Raw genomic sequence first — 21,030 nt, forward strand, 5'->3', positions numbered from 1 at the left:
TTAAAAATAACACTATGAAAAAACTATTTTTTGGTATTTTAACTACCATAATTATTTCTTGTAACAAATCTAGACCTGTTAACTACACATTGTTTACAGGAACTATTAAAAATGCTAATAGTGAAAATTTAATAATTAAAAACAGCTCTAACGAAGTTGTTCGAGAAATTAAAATTTCTGATACTGGAACTTTTTCCGACACTATTTTTAACACTAATGGATATTATAAATTTAGTGATGGTAAAGAGTCTTCATCTATGTTTTTAAAAGATGATTATAATCTTCATTTAAATATGGATGCTAAAGAATTTGACGAAAGTATTATATATGCTGGTAAAGGTAGTGATGTCAACAACTTTCTAGCTCAAAAATTTTTAATTAAAGAAAGGACAGGAACAACACCAGAACTTTACTCTTTAGATGAAGTAGCTTACTTAGCTAAAATGAACGAACAAAAAAGCACCTTAGAAAAATCTTTAGCAAACTTACCTCCTGATTTTGTTGAGCAAGAAAAAACAAATATAAAATACGAATATATTAGTCATGTAATAAGCTATCAACCTGCTCATGGTTATTTCACAAAAAATAAAGACTTTAAAGTTTCTGAATCTTTTCCTAATGTTCTAAAAGACTTAGATCTTAATAATGAAAAACATTACGAACTATTCGACACCTACAAGGGTATTGTAGGTAATTACTTTTCTTCTTCGGCTAGAGAAAAAGCTGAAAAAGAGAACATTTCGTTCGAAGCAGCAGCATTACAGCTAATTAAAGAATCAAAAAGTAAAGTCATTGGCAACAATTTACTTGCCGACTTATCTCGTCAAGTATCAGTTCGTAATCCAAATGCAGAAGAACTTTACAATGGTATCATGAAACTTTCTTCAGACAAGGCTTTAAAAGAAAAATTAACAGAAAAATTTAATAAAATTCAAAAATTAACTAGAGGAAAGACTTCTCCAGTATTTGCTAATTACGAAAACAATGCAGGTGGAACTACATCTTTAACTGATTTAAGAGGAAAATATGTATACATTGATATATGGGCAACTTGGTGTCAACCATGTAAAGCTGAAATCCCTTTTTTAAAAGAAGTAGAAAAAAAATATCATGATAAGAATATTGAATTTGTAAGTATTTCTATAGACGCTGAAAAAGATCACAGTATCTGGAAACAAATGATCAAAGATAAACAATTAACAGGAGTACAGTTAATGGCAGACAATAACTGGAACTCAAAATTTATCACTGATTATGGAGTCCAAGGAATTCCTCACTTTATTCTAATCGATCCTTCTGGTAACATTGTGAATTCTTACGCTCCTAGGCCTTCTGATAAAAAATTAATCGAGTTATTTGATGAATTAAAAATCTAATTCCCAAACAACAAACAAAGTATTCAAATCAAAAAAACCTTAACTCTATACGAATTAAGGTTTTGTTTTTAAATCAGTACGGGCGGAGAGACTCGAACTCTCACACCTCACGGCACTAGATCCTAAGTCTAGCGTGTCTACCAATTCCACCACGCCCGCGTACTTTTGAAATTGTGGATGCAAATATAAACAATACTTACAAACTACCAAGAACAAGTATACTATTTTTCTTATTTTTGAAACTTATTAATACACAACACATGCAAAACGTAAAAGATTACATAGTTCAACATAAAGATCGTTTTATTAATGAACTTATCGATTTATTAAAAATTCCATCAGTAAGTGCAGATCCTGCCTTTAATCAAGACGTATTAAATACTGCTGATGCTGTAAAAGAAAGTTTAGAAAAAGCAGGCTGTGATAAAGTAGAAATTTGCGAAACTCCAGGATACCCAATTGTTTACGGAGAAAAAATAATAGATCCTAACTTACCCACAGTATTGGTATACGGGCATTACGATGTGCAACCAGCGGATCCAATCGATTTATGGACCTCTCCTCCATTCGATCCTGTTATCAAAAAAACAGACATCCATCCTGAAGGAGCCATTTTTGCACGCGGTGCTTGTGACGATAAGGGGCAAATGTATATGCATGTAAAGGCATTAGAATATATGACCCACACAGGGAATTTACCTTGTAATGTAAAATTCATGATAGAAGGTGAAGAAGAAGTAGGCTCAGAAAGTTTAGCCTGGTTTGTTCCTAGAAACAAAGAGAAACTTGCCAACGATGTAATTTTAATTTCAGATACAGGAATGATTGCAAACGACATTCCTTCTATCACCACTGGTTTACGTGGTTTAAGTTATGTTGAAGTTGAAGTTACTGGCCCTAATAGAGACTTACACTCTGGTTTATATGGTGGTGCGGTAGCGAATCCAATCAACATTTTAACCCAAATGATTGCTTCATTACACGATGAGAACAATCATATTACCATCCCAGGATTTTATGATAAAGTAGAAGAATTATCTCGTGAAGAACGTGATGAAATGGCAAAAGCTCCATTTTCATTAGAAGAATATAAAAAGGCCTTAGACATTGATGATGTTCACGGAGAAGCGGGTTATACTACTAACGAACGCAACTCTATTCGTCCTACCTTAGATGTGAACGGTATTTGGGGTGGATATACTGGTGAAGGAGCCAAAACAGTGATTGCTTCTAAAGCCTATGCTAAAATCTCTATGCGCTTAGTACCAGGACAAGAATGGGAAGAAATTACCGAATTATTTAAAAAGCACTTTGAAAGCATTGCTCCAAAATCGGTAAAAGTAGAAGTAAAACCTCATCATGGAGGTCAAGGATATGTAACTCCTATAGATAACATTGGTTACCAAGCAGCAAGCAAAGCATATCAAGAAACCTTTGGAGTAACTCCTATCCCACAAAGAAGTGGAGGAAGTATACCTATAGTTGCTTTGTTTGAACAAGAATTAAAGAGTAAAACCATCTTAATGGGATTCGGATTAAATTCTGATGCCATTCATTCACCAAACGAACATTTTGGTGTATGGAATTACTTGAAAGGAATTGAAACTATTCCGTATTTTTATCAGTATTTTACAGAGTTATCAAAATAATCAATTCTTAATAACACCACTAAAATAGCCTTGAAACAGTTTCAAGGCTATTTTTTTTGCAATAAATTTTAACTCTACACTTGTAGAATTAAAATTTATTTCTACATTTGTAGAGCAATGTTATACTTTTATCAAAATGCAATTATCGAAAACAGAAGAACAAGTGATGCAATATTTGTGGAAATTGAAAAAAGCGTTTATGAAAGACCTTTTAGCTGAATTTCCTGAACCAAAACCTGCTACCACTACAGTTGCTACTCTATTAAAAAGAATGAAAGACAAAGGTTTTGTTGATTACAAACTGTATGGAAAATCGAGAGAATATTTTCCTTTGGTTAAAAAGTCAGACTACTTCTCTAAACATGTGAACGGATTGATTAAAAACTTTTTTAACAACTCTGCGAGTCAGTTTGCTTCTTTCTTTACAGAGAAAACAGATTTATCAGTTTCTGAATTAGAAGACTTGAAAAAAATTATTGATCAGCAAATTAAAAAGCAACAATAATGGTAACGTATTTAATCAAATCAGGAATTTGTTTAGCTTTGTTGCTCGCCTTCTATCACTTGGTTTTAGAACGAGAAAAAATGCATCAATTCAACCGATTTTATCTGTTAGGTAGCGTGTTTTTTTCCTTTTTAGCTCCTTTTTATAAAATATACGTTCAGGCAGTTCCGAATACTTCGAGGATAACATCTCCTTTAATTACAGATGCTACTACAGTTATAAGTACTACTGAAGAGATTAACTACACACAATATCTTTTCATTGGATATTCATTCATAGCAATCGTTTTAGTAGTTCGTTTTACAAAGAACCTATTTGATATCGTCTTAAAAATAAAACAACATCAAAAAATTAATAAGAATAAAGTTACCCTTGTTTTGGTTGACGATTTAATTAGTCCACACACCTTTTGGAATTATATTTTTATTAATAAAGAAGAGTACAACACAAACAAAATAGAAACTGAACTTTATACACACGAATTAACACATGCCTTACAAAAACACACATTTGATGTGCTCCTAATTGAGTTTTTACAAATCATTTTTTGGTTCAACCCAACATTTATATTTCTTAAAAAAGCAGTGAAATTAAATCATGAGTTTTTAGCAGACAATAAAGTAGTTACTACACATAAAAACATTACCGAGTATCAATATTTACTATTAAACAGAGCTACTTGGAACAACGAATATTACTTGGCCAGTAATTTGAATTATTTATTAACTAAAAAAAGATTATTAATGATGACAAAACAAAGTTCTCGTACCAAAATTTTGCTAAAAAAACTGGCAGTAATACCAGTAATAGCAGGATTCACACTTCTCTTTGCTGAAAAGGTAGAAGCAGAAACAACAAAAAAACAGGAATACGAAGAAAAAACACATGTACTCTCTACTGAAACTTCAAAAGATTCAATTCCATCATCAGTAACAGTTTATAGAAAAAGAGTTAATCATGAAGACGCGGAAATAACTTACAATGATGAAAAAGGGAATAAAATAACTAAAAAGTTCTCAGAATTAACAGAGAAGGAAAAAGAACAACTCCCACCACCTCCACCAATAAGAAAGGTTAGTAAAAGAACTCCTCCTCCAAGCCCAACCACCAGGGTTGTTAGAAAAGGAGGCGCTTTAAACATACCACCTCCTCCTCCAATAGACGCTATCGAGTATATATATCAAAACAAAAATGCTGATTTCTATTTCGATGACAAAAAGGTGAGTTATAATGAAGTTATTAAGTTAACAAAAAATAAAGAGGGACTAAGAACCATAAGCCATGCTAAAAACAATAAAAAAATCATCAAGTTTTATAGCAAAAGGGTTACTAAAAACACAAGTAATATTAACACCTCTGATGTAAAATATTACTTAGATGGCAAGCTTATTTCTAAAGAAAAATTAGACAAAATTGCTCCTAAAGACATAAAAAAAGTTGATGTTAAAAAAAACAAAGATGGCACAGGATCAGTATATATTACTAGCAATAAATAACTGATATTCAAAACACATACTTGTTAAAAGCCTCTTAAATGAGGCTTTTTTTGTAACAAAACCCTAAATAACTCGTTATTAAAACATAAGCTTATTTTATGTTAAAACGATTTTTCCTTATTTGTTCTGGAGCAGATTTAAATTTGCTTGAAAATTGTGCTAATGGTGAACAAAACAAATACGCTGGTATTGGTGCTACCGTTTTCTTCACTGCTTTAATGGCTACCATTGCTTCTGCCTACGCTTTATTTACAGTTTTTAACAATATTTACACCGCTATTTTCTTTGGCATTATTTGGGGATTACTCATTTTTAATTTAGATAGATTTATTGTTTCTACTATTAAAAAAAGAAAGTCGAAACGAAAAGAACTTATACAAGTGCTTCCTAGATTATTACTTGCCATGATTATAGCTGTGGTAATTTCTAAACCTTTGGAGTTAAAAATTTTTGAAAAGGAAATCAACCAAGTGTTATTGACAGAGAAAAATCAGATGACATTAGATAACAAAACACAAATAGCACAACTGTTTACTCCTGAAATCGAAAAAATAAACACTGACATTGCTTCTTTAAAAAATGAAATTGCTACCAAAGAACAAGAAGTAAATACACTTTATGAGACTTATATTGCAGAAGCTGAAGGCAGAAAAGGAACAAAACTTCTTGGTAAAGGTCCTGTTTATAAAGAAAAAAGAGACAAACACGATGCTGCTTTATCCGAATTAAGCCAATTAAAGACTTCTAATAATGAAAAAATTAAAACTAAAGAAGAAATTATTAGGAATTTAACTCAACAACAAAAAGAAGCTGAATCTAAAACACAACCTATTATTTCTAATTTCGATGGATTAATGGCTCGTGTTAATGCTTTAAACAAATTACCTTGGCTACCTTCTTTCTTCATTTTCTTATTATTTTTAGCGATAGAGACTGCTCCTATCTTTACCAAACTTATTAGCTCAAAAAGTGAGTATGATTATAAATTAGAAAACCATGAATCTATAGTTAAAACTTGGATTCAACAACAAATCCATCAACGAGAAGCTATATTACAAACAGATGTAGACCTCAACGACAAAGTATATTCTGATTTGAAAACTGAAGAAGATTTGTACAATTACAAACAAAAAATGGCTCGTAACCTAATGAAGTTACAAACCGATTCCTTTTATAAGAATCAACAAGATATTTTATAATAATAACTACAATTTTTATATTCTATTATTTTTTATATTTTCGTTTTCTAGAAAACAAAATTAATTAATTGCATGAAAACCAACCAACTCACTATTCTTTCAATAGTGTTTATGCTATGTAGCAATATTTTTTCTCAAGAAAAAGAAAATCTTTCTTCTCTTTTTATTCCCAAAAAACTAAAAGAAAATGCTAATGCTATAATTAGACTAAACAAAACAGTCATAAATATAGAAGCCGTAGACCGTCTTGTAATCGAACAACAAAGAATTGTTACTGTTTTTAATAAGCTTGGTAAAAAACACATTAATGCATACAAGCACTATAACAAAGATACCAAGATAACCAAATTATCAGCTACTATCTATGATGCATTAGGTAATAAGATAAAAAAATATTCTAAAAGTGATTTTCAAGATGTTAGTGCAATTGATGGCGGAACTCTATATTCTGACTCAAGAGTTAAATTTCTAGAACACACACCTACTTCATACCCTTACACTGTTCTTTTTGAATCTGAGTATAAAAACTCCTCTACAGGATTTATACCTAAATGGTTTCCAATTGAAAATTACAATTTAGCCATTGAAAAAAGTGTATATGTAATAAATAATCCTCAAAACATCCCTTTTAGAAAAAGGAATAAAAATTTTGTTAACTTTCCTATTAAAAACTCTTCCAGTAATAATAATATAAACTATACATTAACAAACCAACCAGCTATTAGACCAGAATACTATACTTTAAATTTTGAAGAGCTTGTTCCAAACATGTCTGTCTCACTTGATTCATTTAGCCTAAAAGGAATTAAAGGGAATGCTAAGAATTGGGAAGAGTTTGGAAAATGGATGTATAGTAACCTTATTAGTGGCAAAAATCAATTACCTCCTTCCACTATTTCAAAAGTAAAACAACTTGTTAAAGACACTAATAATCCAATAGAAAAAGCTAAAATCATTTATGATTATATGCAAAATAAAACAAGATACATTAGTGTACAAGTAGATATTGGTGGTTGGGAGCCTATAGCTGCATACAAAGTAGACGAAGTTAGCTATGGTGACTGTAAAGGGTTAACCAACTATACAAAAGCTTTATTGGACGTTGTTGGAATAAAATCATACCATGCATTAGTTTACGCTGGTAATAAAAAAAACATTGACAGTAGCTTCACATCTATTCAAGGAAATCATATGATTTTAAATATTCCTAATGATGGAAAAGACATCTGGGTAGAATGTACTAGTCAAACGATGCCCTTTGGTTTTTTAGGGGATTTTACAGACGATAGAGATGTGCTGGTAATAACTCCTGAAGGAGGTGTAATTAAAAGAACTCCTGCTTATATTAACAAAGACAATTTACAACTTACCAAAGCTGATGTTAAGTTACTGCCTAACGGAAACATCTCAGCTCATTTTGAGAGGAAATCATACGGAACACAATATTATGACAAGTATTCTATAAAAGAATTTACTAAAAAAGAGCTCAATAAATATTACAAATCTACGGTTTGGGATTACAATAATAATTTAGAAGTTGATAACATTAAGCTTTCTAACAATAAAGAACAGATTGAATTTACTGAGAATCTTGACATTAAAATAGAAAAATTTGCAACTGTTAGAGATAGTAGTTATTTATTTAAGCTTAATATTTTTAATCGAATTACAGGAGTGCCTAAAAAATATAGAAATAGACAACAGCCTATAGAAGTTGAAAGAGGGTTTACTGATAAAGATGAATTTACTTTTACACTCCCACAAGGATATAAATATACAAGTTTACCAGAAAAAAGAAATATCACCAATAAGTTTGGAACTTATAATATTCGTTTTGAAAAGATAGATGATACTACTTTCAAATATAAAAGAGAGTTTTCTCTTTTAAAAGGAATATACCCAAAAGAAGATTACAAAGCCTATAGGAAATTTAGAAAAACAGTTGTCAAATACGATAACTTAAGAATAGAATTAATTAAACAATAAAAGCTATGAAAAAAATACTATCTATTTTCACGTTAATTATAACGATTCACTTAAATGCACAGGAAATTAAATTCGGAAATGTTTCTAAAGAAGAACTTGAAGAAAAATTTTATCCTTTAGACTCAACAGCAGATGCTGCTTATCTATTAAAAGAACGAAGAACTTATTTTGAATATGATTCAAATAAAGGTTTTCAAGTTGTTACTGACTACCATGAACGTATTAAAATTTATACAAAAGAAGGATTTAATTATGCCTCAAAAAAAATAAAATTCTACAATCCCGACTCTGGAGAGCAAGAAAGAATTAGCTCATTAAAAGCTTATACTTATAACTTAGAAAACAACAAAATTGAAAAAGTTAAACTCTCTAAAAAAGATGTTTTTGATGAAAAACTAAATAAATATAGAAGCCAAAAAAAAATAACGTTACCCAACGTTAAAGAAGGCAGTGTTATTGATTTAAAATATACCTTAACTTCACCTTATTGGGACATCAAAACTCTGAATTTCCAGTATGGAATTCCAGTTAAAAATTTAAATTACAAAGTAGAAATCCCTGAATACTTTACTTTTAACAAAAGATTAAAAGGCTATTACAATATCCCTTTAAAAGAATATAAAAAAAGAGCCTCTATAAATATTTCTTCAAAAACTAGAAGTGGTTACCGTACTGTAAAAACATCTTTTAACAATACAAAAATAGATTACTCTAATTTTGTCTCTGAGTTTTCTGCCACTAACATTCCTGAGATTAAGGAAAATGAACCATATTCTGGAAATATTGACAACTATAGGGGCGGAATTCAGTTTGAACTTTCTGGAACAAACTTCTTAAAAACAGGAGGAGGAATAAAAAACTACACCACAACATGGGAAGACGTATGTAAAACGATATACAAGTCATCTAGTTTTGGAAATGAATTGGAAAAGAGCAGTTATTTTGAAGATGATTTGAAAAGTATTTTAACACAAGCTAAAAATGATTCTGAAAAAATTGCTTTAATATTTCAATTTGTAAAATCTAAAATAAAATGGGATGGTTATTATGCTAAATATACAGATGTGGGCGTAAAAAAAGCCTTTAAAGAAGGAGTGGGTAATTCTGCTGAAATTAATTTAACACTAACATCTATGTTACGCAGTGCTGGACTAGATGCGAACCCTTTGTTAGTAAGTACTAAAAACAACGGAGTTCCTTTATTCCCTACTTTAGAGGGATTCAATTATCTTATTTCTAAAGTAAATTTATCAGACGGTAAATACATTTTACTAGACGCTACTGAAAAATATTCTACAATAAATATTCTTCCATACCGAACTTTAAATTGGTATGGTAGAGAAGTTCTTAAAGACGGTTCGTCAACTAAAATCAATTTAATTCCTTTAAATCACACTGAAGAAAATAACATATTACATGTAAAAATTGATGAATCTGGAGAAGTCATTGGAATGTATAGAAAATTATTAACAGGTCATTCAGCCATGTTTTATCGTCAAAAAAACAACCTTAAGAAAGAAGAAGAAATTATTAACACCATAGAAAGTGACCATGGTATAGAAATCGACGAGTTCAAAGTTTTGAACAAAGAAAATTTGTCTAAACCTATTATACAAAATTTAAAATTTTCAGGCGAGGATTTTATTGAGGAAATAAACAATAAACTATATTTTTCTCCTTCATTCTTCCTAGCTACAAAAGAGAACCCTTTTAAATCTATAGAACGAAACTTCCCCATAGATTTTAGTATGCCATGGCAAGATCAATATTCTGTTTCCATTACAGTTCCCAATAGTTACTCTGTAGAGTCGTACCCAGAAGAATTAGCAATAGGGCTACCTAATAATTTAGGAATATTTAAATACAAAGTACTGGTACAAGGAAACAAAATTAAACTCTCTTCAGTAGTTCAGTTTAACTCAAATATAATAGCTCCTCAATATTATACTATCGTAAAAGACTTTTACAATCAATTAGTAAAAAAACAAACTGAAAAAATTGTATTAGTTAAAAAACAATAAAACCTCAAGACGTATTTATTGAAGTTGAAAAAAGCGGGTAGTTATTACTCGCTTTTTATTTATAACGCTATCGCTATAGAATTTTTAACTTCACCAATTGTAAAAACACTTCTAGTATTACCAACATATTTTAATGCTGTAAGTTTGTTCACTATAAAATCTCGGTAAGCATCCATATCCTTTACGTAAACCTTTAAAATATAATCGTAATCTCCACTTACATGAAAACATTCAGTTACCTCCTCTAACCTATTAACTTCTTTCTCAAAAATCGCTATATGATCTCTATTATGCTTCTCTAACTGAACATGGCAAAAAACTAAAAACGATTTTTCTATTTTATCTTTATCAACTACCGCCACGTATTGCGTGATAACCTTTTCTTTTTCTAATTTCTTTATTCGCTCGTAAACTGCCGTAACAGACAACCCCAATTGTAATGACAATTGTTTTGTTGTTTGTTTACTATCTGTCTGAAGCAACCCTAATAACTTCTTATCTATCTTATCTAACTTCATCTGAAAAAAAATCTGTTTTTATTACAACCTACCTGAACACAAACTAATAAAAAACTAAATACAAACACAAAATTAGTATAATTTTCTACAAAAAACGCTTTGTATTGATTTTTAAACAACTAAAACAGAACTTAGTAGTCTACTAATAATTAACTTTAATAGATATGAAATTTAAACCTGCAAACAACATACAAGATCTACAATACTTTGGAGAATTCGGTGGTGTGAACCCATCTATATCAGATTCCTCAACCTATACTTTTTTATCGGCAAAAACCATGTTTGATACCTTTGAAGGAAATACAGATGGTTGTTATTTATACTCTCGTCATTCATCTCCTTCAAACTTATACCTATCTGAAGCTTTAGCTGCTATGGAAGGAACTGAAACAGCTAATGTTTCAGCCACAGGTATGGGGGCAATTACTCCTACTATTTTACAAATATGTGGAGCTGGAAATCATATCGTTTCAAGTAGAACTATTTATGGAGGAACCTATGCTTTTTTAAAGAATTTCACACCTAAAATAGGCATAGAAACTTCTTTTGTTGATATTACAAAACTAGATGTAGTGGAGGCAGCCATTACTAAAAAAACTAAAATGATTTACTGCGAAACAGTAAGCAATCCTTTATTAGAAGTTGCTGATATTAAAGCCCTATCAGTATTAGCTAAAAAACATAACTTACAATTAGTTGTAGACAATACGTTTTCTCCTTTATCAATTTCACCTGCTCAATTAGGGGCCGACATTGTTATTCACAGCTTAACAAAATTTATTAATGGTTCTTCCGATACTATGGGAGGAGTTATTTGTGGAACTACAGATTTTATCAATTCTCAAAAAAGTGTGATTGATGGAGCAAGTATGTTATTAGGTGCCTCTATGGACTCAATGCGAGCTGCTTCAATCTTAAAAAACATGAGAACCTTACATATACGAGTAAAACAACACAGTAAAAATGCGAGTTACTTAGCTGAAAAATTTGAAGCTAACGGATTAAAAACGGTATATCCAGGTTTAAAATCACACCCATCACACGAAGTTTTCAAATCAATGATGAATGAAGAATATGGTTTTGGAGGAATGTTAACTATCGATACTGGTTCATTAGATAAAGCAAACGCTTTGATGGAGTTAATGCAAGAAAGAAACTTAGGGTATTTGGCTGTAAGTTTAGGTTTTTACAAAACCTTGTTCTCTGCACCAGGTACTTCAACTTCATCAGAAATTCCTTTAGATGAACAAAAAGAAATGGGATTAACAGATGGATTGATTCGTTTTTCTATTGGATTGGACAACGATATAGAACGTACTTACCAAATGATGAATGCTTGTATGAAAGAAGTAGGCGTTTTGTAAAACACCCATAACATCTTTTCATTCTTGTCATTTTAAACAAAGCGAGAGACACTAGACTATTTCTCATTGTTTAAAATGACATTTTTGTTTATCTACCATTTCTATTCAATTTTTTCTAAAGAATATTGTAAACTAATTCGATTTGTGTAATTCTTCACAAAGTCGTAACATTACAAGCCGAAAAAATATCATACATGCAAGACAACAAAAGCCTATCTGAAATTGAAATAGAAAATCAAAAAATAATTCAAAATAAAGAATTAAGCATATGGGAAGCTTTGATTCCTGTTTTCGCTCTAATTGGTATGCTTGCATATAATGTATACGTATTTGGAGACGATGCTTTAAGCGGAAGCAATCAGTTTATTTTATTATTAGGTGGGGCTGTTGCTGCTATTGTAGGTTTTAAAAACAAGGTTTCTTATGAAAGAATGATTGAAGAGGTTGCTGAAAACATAAAATCTACCGCAGGCGCTATCTTAATTTTGTTAATGGTAGGCGCGCTTGCTGGAACATGGCTTGTAAGCGGTATTATTCCTTCAATGATTTATTACGGACTTCAAATTTTAAACCCAACTATCTTTTTAGTAGCTTGTTTAATAATTTGTGCTGTTATATCTGTTGCTACTGGAAGCTCTTGGACAACCTCTGCAACTGTAGGTATAGCTTTAATTGGCATAGGTGAAGCTTTAGGAATTTCCTTAGGTATGACTGCTGGTGCAGTTTTATCTGGCGCTTATTTTGGTGATAAAATGTCACCAATGTCAGACACTACAAACTTAGCTCCAGCCATGGCTGGAACAGATTTGTTTACACACATAAGATACATGGCTTACACTACTGTACCTACATTTATAGTAACCATTATCTTTTTTATCATTTTAGGTTTTACCCAAACGACTACTGGTGATGCGAATACTCAACAAATGCTTAGCGACATTAATAAAGCTTTTAATATAACTCCTTGGTTGTTTCTTGTTCCAGTATTAGTTGTAGTTTTAATTATTAAAAAAACACCTCCTTTAATAGCCCTTTTAGCTGGAACCATACTAGGTGGTGCTTTCGCTTTGATTTTTCAACCTCATGTAGTAGCTCAAGTTTCTGGAGTTGAAAAATTAAGTTTTGAGTCTGCTTATAAAGGAATAATGCAAGCGATAACTGTTGAAACTTCAGTAGCTACGGACAACGAAGTGTTAAAAGATTTATTCACCGCTGGTGGAATGAAAAAAATGCTTGGAACAGTTTGGTTAATTTTATTAGCAATGGTTTTTGGTGGAGTTATGGATGCTATCGGAGCCTTGGCTAAAATTAGTAGTTTCATGTTAAGTTTATTTGATTCAGTATTTGGGTTATTTGCTAGTACTGTTGCCACTTGTATAGGTTTAAACTTTACCGCTTCTGATCAATATTTAGCGATTGTTGTACCTGGAAAAATGTATGCACAAGCTTATAAAGACAAAGGGTTAGCCCCTGAAAACTTAAGTAGAACCTTAGAAGATTCTGGTACTGTTACTTCTGTTTTAATTCCTTGGAATACTTGTGGAGCTTACCACTCTGGCGTTTTAGGTGTTCCTGTTATAGATTATGCTTTTTATGCCATGTTTAATTGGCTAAGTCCTTTTACAACATTACTATTTGCTGCATTTAGAATTAAAATAAAACAACTAGCTTCTAAAGAATAACATTTATAAACCTCACCTTTCGTGAGGTTCTTTTTTTATGATTGTAAAAGCTCAAATACAAGACGCTAACTTATTAACTAAAATTGCTATAAGTTCAAAAGCACACTGGGGATACTCCAAAGAACAAATGGAACTTTGGAAAGACGACCTAACGGTCACCCCTAAAATGTTTGCCGATTGTAATATTTATAAATTTCAAGTTAACGATATTACAGCTGGTTTTTACGTTTTATATCGAGCTAATATTAGAACAAGTTTTTTAGATTTTTTATTTGTTACTCCTAAATTTATAAACCAAAGAATTGGTTCTAAACTACTAGAACATGTCAAAAAATCTTGTATAAGTGGTTCTTGTGCTGTATTAAATGTTTTATCGGATCCAAACTCAGATACCTTTTATTTAAAACATGGTTTTGAAATAATTGGTAAACGAGAGAGCAGTATTAAAGGGCGTTTTTTATCTGAAATGGAGCTATATTTTCCTGAAAACATGTAAAAAAATTGATACTATTAAAAGTACCCAAGGAGTTCCATGCAAAAAAACATCAAACCAATCCATAAACTGCATAGCGTGCTCTCCTGAAAAAGCGTTTCCTCCTACTATCCATTGTAATTTTCCTACAATGTGTGGTGGCCTAAAAGGCGCTAACCCCAAGGTTAAACTTGCTATTAAAAACAACTTCCAATTTTTTCGTAACTTTTCTTTCATTTTATATAAACCAGTTCCACACTACTCCAAAACGAATTACAAAATCTCTATACGGATAATTTGGTGCCGAAAAATAATTCTTTTTTAATACAAAAGAACTTATGTTGTCTGCTTTAAAATAGATTCTAGTTCTACGAACCCTAGCATTAAAAAACAAATCAACGGTTGGGTATCCTATTTCTCTGTCATTTTGTAAAGTAAATTCTGCTAACAACGGGTTATACGCATTCGCTTTATATTCTGAAAAGTACTTAAATGTAGCTCCTATTTGCACTAACAAAGGTTTTCCTTTAAACCATTCATCAGTATAATAAAGTGTATTACGAGTAACAAATTCTGGAACCCTAAAAACACTGTTTCCACTTGCTACTTTTTGATACATTAAAGTGTTATCTAAAGCAAACTTTCCAAAAGTAAACTCTTTAGAGGCTTTTGCTTTTAAGTAATTAACATCTCCTGAAAATTGTTTCGGTTGACCGTTTTCATCAAAATACGTGTGATTACTAATATTAGTGATATCCAACGAGGCATTTCCCCATTTAGACTCAATAACTCCTCCCAATGTACGTGTTCCTATTTGAGAAAAATTATTTTCCCAGTTAAAATCATCATAACTACTTTGATGTAGTAAAAAATTAAAATTAGGTGATTTGTTACTTATTCCTAACCTTCCTTTCACTGTTAATACACTATCTTTTTTATAGAAAGCTTCTCCTGAAAGATGATTTCCTGATAATCGACCACTTCCTGGTGTAAAACTTCCAGAAGCATTTACATGAAAGTTTCCTATCCTTCCATTCCAATCAGCCCCAAACGAAATTGCATCTCCCTTCAGCTTATTCTTTGTAATTCCAACTGTATTATTCTGTAAGTTTTCATATCCATATGTATAATTTGATAATTCTGTTTTTACACGGAACCTCCCTAGTACATATTTTGAATTAAAATCTAAAAAAAATTGATTATTGTACAGTAAATAAATAGTTTTATTATTAATGTTACTCGAAATATTTGCATCACCAAACATATCTGATGCTGTACCTTGAGTAAATCGATAAAACTTGGAATCTCTAGTAAATGAATGTCCCAGCTTTAAATTGGAAAAGTCTTTTTGACTCACACTATCTTTTGAAGAAAGTAATTTAAAAGTATGTTCAAAATACAACCTCTTAGCATCTAAAGTACTTTCAGCACTACTCAAATTCACATCCATCCTGCCTCTGTTTCCACTAAAATTAGGGTCATCTGCTAAAAATGCTTCTAAAGATGTCTCTGTCAATCCTCCACTTTCTTGATTAAAAAAATCTTGATTTACAGCATGTCCTCTAATTGCATATTGTCTCTTAGGAGTCTCGTAACTAAAACTTACTCTAAAATTACCTGTACTAGATAAAGAGCGCCTATATGTTCCTAATGAACGGAGTCCTTTGTAAGCTATTGCAAGATTAAATCGTTTAGAAAAATTTGTTGTAAAAAGCGCATCCAACACCTGACCTTGCTCTAAGCCTGTACGATACATTATTTCTGTTGTGGGCGTAGGCACATGGTAATAGTTCACATCTTCAATTTCAAAATAATTGAACATCTTTGCTCTAAAACCTATATTTGGGAACTTAGAAATATTGGTAAAATCGTATCCTAAATTGTTAAAAGTTTGTCCCTGATTATGAAAAGCCAATAATTCAAAATTATCTTTTCTTAAGAAATTGAACTTGTACTCTTTTTGAATTGTTAATGTGGTGTCTACAATTGTAGTATCATTCTTGTGTGATATAATTTTATAGTCAGTATACTTAGTTTTTCCACTAAGCTTTACGTTTATTTCATTATCTGGTAGTGAGTCTATCCCTCTTCTAGGAACCTTACCAAAACTTCCATCAACATTTCTAATTTGAGAAAAAATTACTTGGACACTTATCAAACAAAAAAGTACTAAAATATTTTTCTTCATAACAGCAAAAGTAAAATAATTTAACGACAAAAATCACGATTAATTTCTTTGAAATCTGTTAATTTGTAGCATGTTGCAATTAAATTATAGCGGATGTAAATTAGAAGCAGGAACAGATGAGGCTGGTAGAGGCTGTTTATCAGGACCTGTTGTAGCTGCTGCTGTTATTTTACCTGACAATTTTCAACATCAGCTATTAAACGACTCTAAACAAATTTCAGAAAAAAAACGACAAAAACTTAGACCTTATATTGAAGAACACGCTCTTGCATATGGAGTGTCTTTCATACATCAAGAAGAGGTTGATGAATTGAATGTTTTACAAGCATCTATTACTGGAATGCATCGTTCAATAGAACAATTATCTATTCAACCAGAATTTATTATTGTTGATGGAAATAAATTCAAACCATTTGAAGAAATCCCACATCAAACCATTGTAAAAGGAGACGCTAAATTTATGAGTATAGCAGCTGCTTCTGTACTTGCAAAAACTTATCGTGATGAGTATATGGAAAAAATTCATCAAGAATTCCCTCAATATAACTGGCAGAAAAACAAAGGATATCCTACAAAAGAACATCGCGAAGCTATTCGTCAATTTGGAGCAACTCTCTATCACCGAAAATCATTTAAATTGTTACCAGAACAATTAAAATTGGAACTTTAATTTTTCTATTTTTGTCTTCCAATTTTTTAGAAGATGATTAAAAGAACTCGTACCGAAATTAACAAGTGTATTATTCACAAAGTAGCTAATAAGTATAATAGTGGACAAAATGCTTTTTCTGAAAGTTTAGTGCGTTTTGATGAAGAGAGTTACGAACTGTTACTCCCCTTTTTACTAAAACCTTTCGGTTCAGTTACACAAAGCTATCGTTTTAGTCATCACGCTGATGTTCGTTTAAACGAAATTAACAAGTACACTTCAGATATTTTTGAAGATGATAGTAATGAAGTTTTTATTGAGCACTCTAAAAACATTGTTAATCATTTATATGAACAATCTAATTCTGCCAATATTAAAACGGGCGATGTAATTGTAGCTTATTTTGAAGGTATTGAGTACAAAGATGTTTTAACTGAAGCTGTTGGTATTTTTAAAATTGAAAGTAAAGTAGACTTCTTTCAAACCTATTTAGATGATGACAGTTTTGATGTAGTAGTTCAAAAAGGAATTTCAACCAAGAGGTTAGATAAAGGTTGTTTAATTTTAAACTCCACCGATGCAGAAGGAACTGTAGTTTTATCGGTAGATAACAACCAATACGATGCACAATACTGGATTAAAAACTTCTTAAGTGTCAAATATGCTGATGATCGTAACTTACATACTCAAAATTACTTAGAAATGTGTAAAGAGTTTTCTGAAGAGGTTATAAAACCTGAATTTGGAAAACAAGAACAAAGCAATTTCTTAGCCAACACTGTTGATTATTTTAAAGAGCATGAAAGCGTAGATTATCACGGGTTTAAAGATGAAATTTTTGAAGAAGACAAACATAAAGATCTTTTTGAAGATTACAAACAGCACTTTGAAAAGTTAAACGATGTACTAATTCGTAACAATTTTGAAGTATCTGATGTTGTTTTAAAGAAGGAAAAAAGTAAGTTTAAAACAGAAATCAAATTAGATACCAATATTCAAATTAAAATTGATGTTGATGCACCTGATGCTTCTGCTGAATACCTAGAACAAGGGTATGACGAAGACAAAAAAATGAAGTTTTACAAGGTGTATTATAATACAGAGAAGTAATTAGTAACAAAGTTTCAAAGTTCTTCTTACTTTGAAACTTTGTTACTCTACCTATTTAAACTAAAAATTATTCTTTTTCAGCCATTTTCTTTACATAATCTGTAATAATCACAATAGTTTGTGCTCCCACTTTTCCTTCTATATATTTAGCATTTTCAGGATCTAACGAAATTCTACGTACCGCTGTTCCCTGTTTTGCCACCATACTAGAACCTTTTACTTTTAAATCTTTAATCAACACAACATTATCTCCTGCTTGTAAAATAGCTCCATTCACATCTCTATGAATTATTTTTTCACTTTCATCTAAATGTTCACCTGTAGCTTCAGCGAAACGCAATTCCTCGTCCTCTAAATACATCATATCCAACAAGTCTTGTGACCATCCATCTTTTTTAACACGATGCAACATTCTCCAAGCTACAACTTTCACAGCCCTAAACTCACTCCACATACTATCATTTAAACAACGCCAGTGATTTGCTTCTGTTTTGTCAGTATCTTCAATCTGCTCAATACAAGTAGCACAAGCCAACAAACTACCGTCAACGCCTCCTGTTGAAATTGGTGGCACTTCATAAATTGACAAATCGTTTTTTGATGCACATAATTCACATTGATTTCCGCTTCTATCTTGTAATTCTTGTAATAAACTCATTTTATTCTTTTTTTGCTTCGCAAAAGTACATTTTTAATTTATATTTAGGCTATGTTATTAGAAAGCGAACGATTAATTATTAAAGAGGCTCTTGTTAATGATGCTCCTTTTTATTTTCAATTATTTAACGATCCAGACTGGATTCAATTTATAGGTGATAAAAACTTAAAATCTATTGAAGAAACTCGCGTTTACTTAAAAGATGTTTTATTCAAAAACTCGAAATTAGGTGGTTTGGGATTTTTTACTGTAATTTTAAAAGAAACCAACAAACCCATTGGAGCCTCAACAGCACTACAAAGAGACAAGTTAGATTTTATTGATATTGGGTATGCTTTTTTACCTGAAGGAAGAGGTAAAGGATATGCAACTGAAGCCACAAAACTAATTATAGAATACGTTCGTACTAAATTTAAACAAGAAAAAGTGTTAGCTTTAACTATGCCTAAAAATGAAAAATCTCAAAAACTATTAAAAAATATAGGTTTTGAGTTTATTGGAATGCAACAAGTTTTTGAAAGTGGAGAAGATTGTGTATTTGAATATATATATTAACTCAAATATAAATCAATTAACCCTTCTGGTGTTTCAACTTCAATAGTTCTATTGCCTCTATCTATTTTTTTGATAAAGTCATCAATCATAGGAATAAAAATTTCTTTTCCTTCTCTATCAATTTCAAATAAGGGTTGTGCTGAAGAATCATTGATACTCACTATACTCCCTACTTCTCCGAAAACTGTATCAATTACCTTAAAACCTATTACTTCATGATAATAAAATTTATCACCAGAAAGTTTAGGAAGCATATCTAATGGCAAATAAACTTCAGAACGTAAAATAGCTTCAGCATCTGCTTCAGTATCTACGTCTTCAAATTTCACTCTAAACATAGTTCCTTTACTAAGGGTAGACTTTTCAATAAAAAAAGGAATCAGATTATTGCCTAAATCGACAAAAACTGATTCCAAATTTTCGTAAAGATCGGGTTCGTCAGTATCTAACTTAATAACTACCTCGCCCTTAAAACTATGTTTTTTAACGATTTTGCCAAGATAAAAGCAATCTTCTTTTTGCATCATCGTAGTACAGTTTTTATTCTTCGCTATCAGCACCTGATTCAGCAGCAGCATCCTCGCTATCTTCTACAGCAGGAGTTGCAGCAGCAATACGCGCTTCATTTACAGCTTTCTCAGCTTCTAAAGCTTTTGCTTTAGCTTCTGCTTCTGCTTTTACTAAATCATCTGTTTTACCAGCAACTTTAGCTTCTTTTTCTTCTAACCAAGCATTAAATTTAGCTTCTGCTTGCTCTTCAGTTAAAGCTCCTTTCTTTACTCCTCCAGCTAAGTGATTCTTTAATAAAGCTCCTTTATAAGATAAAATAGCTCTAGCAGTATCAGTTGGTTGAGCACCATTCTGTAACCATTTTACAGCTCCGTCAACATCTAAATCAATAGTTGCAGGATTAGTGTTTGGGTTATAAGTTCCGATTTTCTCTAAGAAACGACCGTCTCTTTTAGCTCTTGAATCAGCAGCTACTACCCAATAAAATGGTTTTCCTTTTTTACCGTGTCTTTGTAATCTAATTTTTACAGGCATAATTTTAATTTTTAAGGTTCGCGACCTTGATTATTAATAAATCTTATCATCTCGTGATAAGTGGGCGCAAATTTATAAAATCTTTTTTATTTAAAAGCAAAAAAATAACTTTATTGCAATAAAAAAGAGCCTGTTAAACAGGCTCTTAAGAAAAATAAATTGTGAGATATATTATAATACTCTAACGCTAACTGCGTTTAATCCTTTTTTTCCTTCTTTAAGTTCAAACTCAACAGTATCACCTTCTCTAATCTCATCGATTAAACCTGATACGTGTACAAAATGTTCTGTGTTTGATCCTGACTCTGTAATAAATCCAAAACCTTTAGATTCATTGAAGAACTTTACTGTTCCTTCTTTCATTGTAAAAAATATTATATTAAAGTGCAAATGTAATCTTATTAATTGATTATCAACTACTTTTTTTCATTTTTCTTTTAAAAATTAACCTACACTTAACACCTGTTTTTTATTACATTCAGCTATTCAAGCCTTTACCTTAACCAAAAACACTCGTTAATAACTTCTCTTAATAGCAATGTAAATTCTTCGTATTTT

General features: G+C 31.1%; 20 protein-coding genes and 1 tRNA gene. 13 read left to right on the forward strand and 8 right to left on the reverse strand.

Going from position 1 to position 21,030, the window contains the following annotated elements; genetic code table 11:
• Positions 1–14: 14 nt before the first annotated feature.
• Positions 15–1,376 carry a TlpA family protein disulfide reductase gene (locus tag ACKTTR_RS13605; protein WP_408028359.1) on the forward strand — a complete coding sequence of 454 codons (1,362 nt, stop codon included), beginning with the start codon at positions 15–17 and terminating at the stop codon, positions 1,374–1,376.
• Positions 1,377–1,453: 77 nt separating this feature from the next.
• Here ACKTTR_RS13605 and ACKTTR_RS13610 read toward each other — a convergent pair.
• A tRNA-Leu gene (locus tag ACKTTR_RS13610) sits at positions 1,454–1,535 on the reverse strand.
• Between the two features lie 101 nt (positions 1,536–1,636).
• Here ACKTTR_RS13610 and ACKTTR_RS13615 point away from each other — a divergent pair.
• The 6 genes from ACKTTR_RS13615 to ACKTTR_RS13640 all read left to right on the forward strand — a co-directional run bounded on the left by ACKTTR_RS13615 (position 1,637) and on the right by ACKTTR_RS13640 (position 10,232).
• The gene (locus ACKTTR_RS13615; RefSeq protein WP_408028360.1) at positions 1,637–3,025 is read left to right on the forward strand and encodes a dipeptidase; all 1,389 of its coding nucleotides are present in this window, start codon (positions 1,637–1,639) and stop codon (positions 3,023–3,025) included.
• A gap of 136 nt (positions 3,026–3,161) precedes the next feature.
• A complete protein-coding gene (locus ACKTTR_RS13620; RefSeq protein ID WP_408028361.1) occupies positions 3,162–3,530 on the forward strand; it encodes a BlaI/MecI/CopY family transcriptional regulator in 369 nt (122 codons plus the stop codon).
• The gene (locus tag ACKTTR_RS13625) at positions 3,530–5,026 is read left to right on the forward strand and encodes a M56 family metallopeptidase (RefSeq protein ID WP_408028362.1); all 1,497 of its coding nucleotides are present in this window, start codon (positions 3,530–3,532) and stop codon (positions 5,024–5,026) included. Before ACKTTR_RS13620 ends, ACKTTR_RS13625 begins: the two co-directional genes overlap by 1 nt.
• Before the next feature lie 98 nt (positions 5,027–5,124).
• Entirely contained in the window at positions 5,125–6,225 is a 1,101-nt protein-coding gene (locus ACKTTR_RS13630; protein ID WP_408028363.1) for a DUF4407 domain-containing protein, read from the forward strand.
• Between the two features lie 72 nt (positions 6,226–6,297).
• Positions 6,298–8,211, forward strand: a complete 1,914-nt coding sequence (locus ACKTTR_RS13635) for a DUF3857 domain-containing protein (RefSeq protein WP_408028364.1) — start codon at positions 6,298–6,300, stop codon at positions 8,209–8,211.
• 5 nt (positions 8,212–8,216) lie between these two features.
• Positions 8,217–10,232, forward strand: a complete 2,016-nt coding sequence (locus ACKTTR_RS13640) for a DUF3857 and transglutaminase domain-containing protein (RefSeq protein WP_408028365.1) — start codon at positions 8,217–8,219, stop codon at positions 10,230–10,232.
• A 59-nt stretch (positions 10,233–10,291) separates the two neighbouring features.
• On the opposite strand, the gene ACKTTR_RS13645 is transcribed toward ACKTTR_RS13640, so the two are convergent.
• Entirely contained in the window at positions 10,292–10,750 is a 459-nt protein-coding gene (locus ACKTTR_RS13645) for an Lrp/AsnC family transcriptional regulator (protein ID WP_408028366.1), read from the reverse strand.
• A gap of 164 nt (positions 10,751–10,914) precedes the next feature.
• Between ACKTTR_RS13645 and ACKTTR_RS13650 the strand changes: the two genes are divergently transcribed.
• From ACKTTR_RS13650 to ACKTTR_RS13660, 3 genes are all read left to right on the forward strand, one after another.
• Positions 10,915–12,114, forward strand: coding sequence for an aminotransferase class I/II-fold pyridoxal phosphate-dependent enzyme (locus ACKTTR_RS13650; protein WP_408028367.1), 1,200 nt, complete (start codon positions 10,915–10,917; stop codon positions 12,112–12,114).
• 194 nt (positions 12,115–12,308) lie between these two features.
• Positions 12,309–13,796: a Na+/H+ antiporter NhaC gene (gene nhaC / locus ACKTTR_RS13655; RefSeq protein ID WP_408028368.1), complete on the forward strand. Its 1,488-nt coding sequence runs from the start codon at positions 12,309–12,311 to the stop codon at positions 13,794–13,796.
• Positions 13,797–13,833: 37 nt separating this feature from the next.
• On the forward strand, positions 13,834–14,292 hold the full coding sequence (locus ACKTTR_RS13660) for a GNAT family N-acetyltransferase (protein ID WP_408028369.1): 459 nt from the start codon (positions 13,834–13,836) through the stop codon (positions 14,290–14,292).
• Here ACKTTR_RS13660 and ACKTTR_RS13665 read toward each other — a convergent pair.
• Together ACKTTR_RS13665 and ACKTTR_RS13670 are read right to left on the reverse strand one after the other, a co-directional pair.
• A complete protein-coding gene (locus tag ACKTTR_RS13665) occupies positions 14,269–14,505 on the reverse strand; it encodes a hypothetical protein (RefSeq protein WP_408028370.1) in 237 nt (78 codons plus the stop codon). The two genes, ACKTTR_RS13660 and ACKTTR_RS13665, sit on opposite strands and share 24 nt — an antisense overlap.
• A gap of 1 nt (position 14,506) precedes the next feature.
• Complete coding sequence (locus tag ACKTTR_RS13670) at positions 14,507–16,456, reverse strand: putative porin (RefSeq protein ID WP_408028371.1); 1,950 nt, start codon at positions 16,454–16,456, stop codon at positions 14,507–14,509.
• Positions 16,457–16,526: 70 nt separating this feature from the next.
• Here ACKTTR_RS13670 and ACKTTR_RS13675 point away from each other — a divergent pair, with 70 nt between their 5' ends.
• The gene (locus ACKTTR_RS13675; RefSeq protein WP_408028372.1) at positions 16,527–17,126 is read left to right on the forward strand and encodes a ribonuclease HII; all 600 of its coding nucleotides are present in this window, start codon (positions 16,527–16,529) and stop codon (positions 17,124–17,126) included.
• 33 nt (positions 17,127–17,159) lie between these two features.
• On the forward strand, positions 17,160–18,215 hold the full coding sequence (locus tag ACKTTR_RS13680) for a nucleoid-associated protein (protein ID WP_408028373.1): 1,056 nt from the start codon (positions 17,160–17,162) through the stop codon (positions 18,213–18,215).
• Positions 18,216–18,282: 67 nt separating this feature from the next.
• Here the strand turns inward: ACKTTR_RS13680 and ACKTTR_RS13685 are convergent, their stop codons facing one another.
• Positions 18,283–18,873 carry a PhnA domain-containing protein gene (locus tag ACKTTR_RS13685; RefSeq protein ID WP_408028374.1) on the reverse strand — a complete coding sequence of 197 codons (591 nt, stop codon included), beginning with the start codon at positions 18,871–18,873 and terminating at the stop codon, positions 18,283–18,285.
• Between the two features lie 51 nt (positions 18,874–18,924).
• Between ACKTTR_RS13685 and ACKTTR_RS13690 the strand changes: the two genes are divergently transcribed.
• Complete coding sequence (locus ACKTTR_RS13690; RefSeq protein ID WP_408028375.1) at positions 18,925–19,428, forward strand: GNAT family N-acetyltransferase; 504 nt, start codon at positions 18,925–18,927, stop codon at positions 19,426–19,428.
• On the opposite strand, the gene rimM is transcribed toward ACKTTR_RS13690, so the two are convergent.
• From rimM to ACKTTR_RS13705, 3 genes are all read right to left on the reverse strand, one after another.
• Positions 19,425–19,952 (reverse strand): ribosome maturation factor RimM, encoded by a 528-nt coding sequence (gene rimM / locus ACKTTR_RS13695; protein ID WP_408028737.1) that lies wholly within the window; start codon positions 19,950–19,952, stop codon positions 19,425–19,427. The genes ACKTTR_RS13690 and rimM overlap by 4 nt on opposite strands.
• Positions 19,953–19,968: 16 nt before the next feature.
• Complete coding sequence (locus ACKTTR_RS13700; protein ID WP_408028376.1) at positions 19,969–20,472, reverse strand: 30S ribosomal protein S16; 504 nt, start codon at positions 20,470–20,472, stop codon at positions 19,969–19,971.
• Positions 20,473–20,643: 171 nt separating this feature from the next.
• Complete coding sequence (locus ACKTTR_RS13705; RefSeq protein ID WP_028891302.1) at positions 20,644–20,835, reverse strand: cold-shock protein; 192 nt, start codon at positions 20,833–20,835, stop codon at positions 20,644–20,646.
• Positions 20,836–21,030 lie beyond the last annotated feature (195 nt).

This window comes from Tenacibaculum litoreum, assembly GCF_964513915.1.
GTDB classification, from domain to species: Bacteria; Bacteroidota; Bacteroidia; order Flavobacteriales; family Flavobacteriaceae; genus Polaribacter; species Polaribacter litoreum.

Excerpts from the sequence above, each read along its gene's own strand:
- ACKTTR_RS13605 (WP_408028359.1), top strand. The coding sequence starts at position 15 with ATGAAAAAACTATTTTTTGGTATTTTAACTACCATAATTATTTCTTGT.
- ACKTTR_RS13615 (WP_408028360.1), top strand. The coding sequence starts at position 1,637 with ATGCAAAACGTAAAAGATTACATAGTTCAACATAAAGATCGTTTTATT.
- ACKTTR_RS13620 (WP_408028361.1), top strand. The coding sequence starts at position 3,162 with ATGCAATTATCGAAAACAGAAGAACAAGTGATGCAATATTTGTGGAAA.
- ACKTTR_RS13625 (WP_408028362.1), top strand. The coding sequence starts at position 3,530 with ATGGTAACGTATTTAATCAAATCAGGAATTTGTTTAGCTTTGTTGCTC.
- ACKTTR_RS13630 (WP_408028363.1), top strand. The coding sequence starts at position 5,125 with ATGTTAAAACGATTTTTCCTTATTTGTTCTGGAGCAGATTTAAATTTG.
- ACKTTR_RS13635 (WP_408028364.1), top strand. The coding sequence starts at position 6,298 with ATGAAAACCAACCAACTCACTATTCTTTCAATAGTGTTTATGCTATGT.
- ACKTTR_RS13640 (WP_408028365.1), top strand. The coding sequence starts at position 8,217 with ATGAAAAAAATACTATCTATTTTCACGTTAATTATAACGATTCACTTA.
- ACKTTR_RS13645 (WP_408028366.1), bottom strand. The coding sequence starts at position 10,750 with ATGAAGTTAGATAAGATAGATAAGAAGTTATTAGGGTTGCTTCAGACA.
- ACKTTR_RS13650 (WP_408028367.1), top strand. The coding sequence starts at position 10,915 with ATGAAATTTAAACCTGCAAACAACATACAAGATCTACAATACTTTGGA.
- nhaC (WP_408028368.1), top strand. The coding sequence starts at position 12,309 with ATGCAAGACAACAAAAGCCTATCTGAAATTGAAATAGAAAATCAAAAA.
- ACKTTR_RS13660 (WP_408028369.1), top strand. The coding sequence starts at position 13,834 with ATGATTGTAAAAGCTCAAATACAAGACGCTAACTTATTAACTAAAATT.
- ACKTTR_RS13665 (WP_408028370.1), bottom strand. The coding sequence starts at position 14,505 with ATGAAAGAAAAGTTACGAAAAAATTGGAAGTTGTTTTTAATAGCAAGT.
- ACKTTR_RS13670 (WP_408028371.1), bottom strand. The coding sequence starts at position 16,456 with ATGAAGAAAAATATTTTAGTACTTTTTTGTTTGATAAGTGTCCAAGTA.
- ACKTTR_RS13675 (WP_408028372.1), top strand. The coding sequence starts at position 16,527 with ATGTTGCAATTAAATTATAGCGGATGTAAATTAGAAGCAGGAACAGAT.
- ACKTTR_RS13680 (WP_408028373.1), top strand. The coding sequence starts at position 17,160 with ATGATTAAAAGAACTCGTACCGAAATTAACAAGTGTATTATTCACAAA.
- ACKTTR_RS13685 (WP_408028374.1), bottom strand. The coding sequence starts at position 18,873 with ATGAGTTTATTACAAGAATTACAAGATAGAAGCGGAAATCAATGTGAA.
- ACKTTR_RS13690 (WP_408028375.1), top strand. The coding sequence starts at position 18,925 with ATGTTATTAGAAAGCGAACGATTAATTATTAAAGAGGCTCTTGTTAAT.
- rimM (WP_408028737.1), bottom strand. The coding sequence starts at position 19,952 with ATGCAAAAAGAAGATTGCTTTTATCTTGGCAAAATCGTTAAAAAACAT.
- ACKTTR_RS13700 (WP_408028376.1), bottom strand. The coding sequence starts at position 20,472 with ATGCCTGTAAAAATTAGATTACAAAGACACGGTAAAAAAGGAAAACCA.
- ACKTTR_RS13705 (WP_028891302.1), bottom strand. The coding sequence starts at position 20,835 with ATGAAAGAAGGAACAGTAAAGTTCTTCAATGAATCTAAAGGTTTTGGA.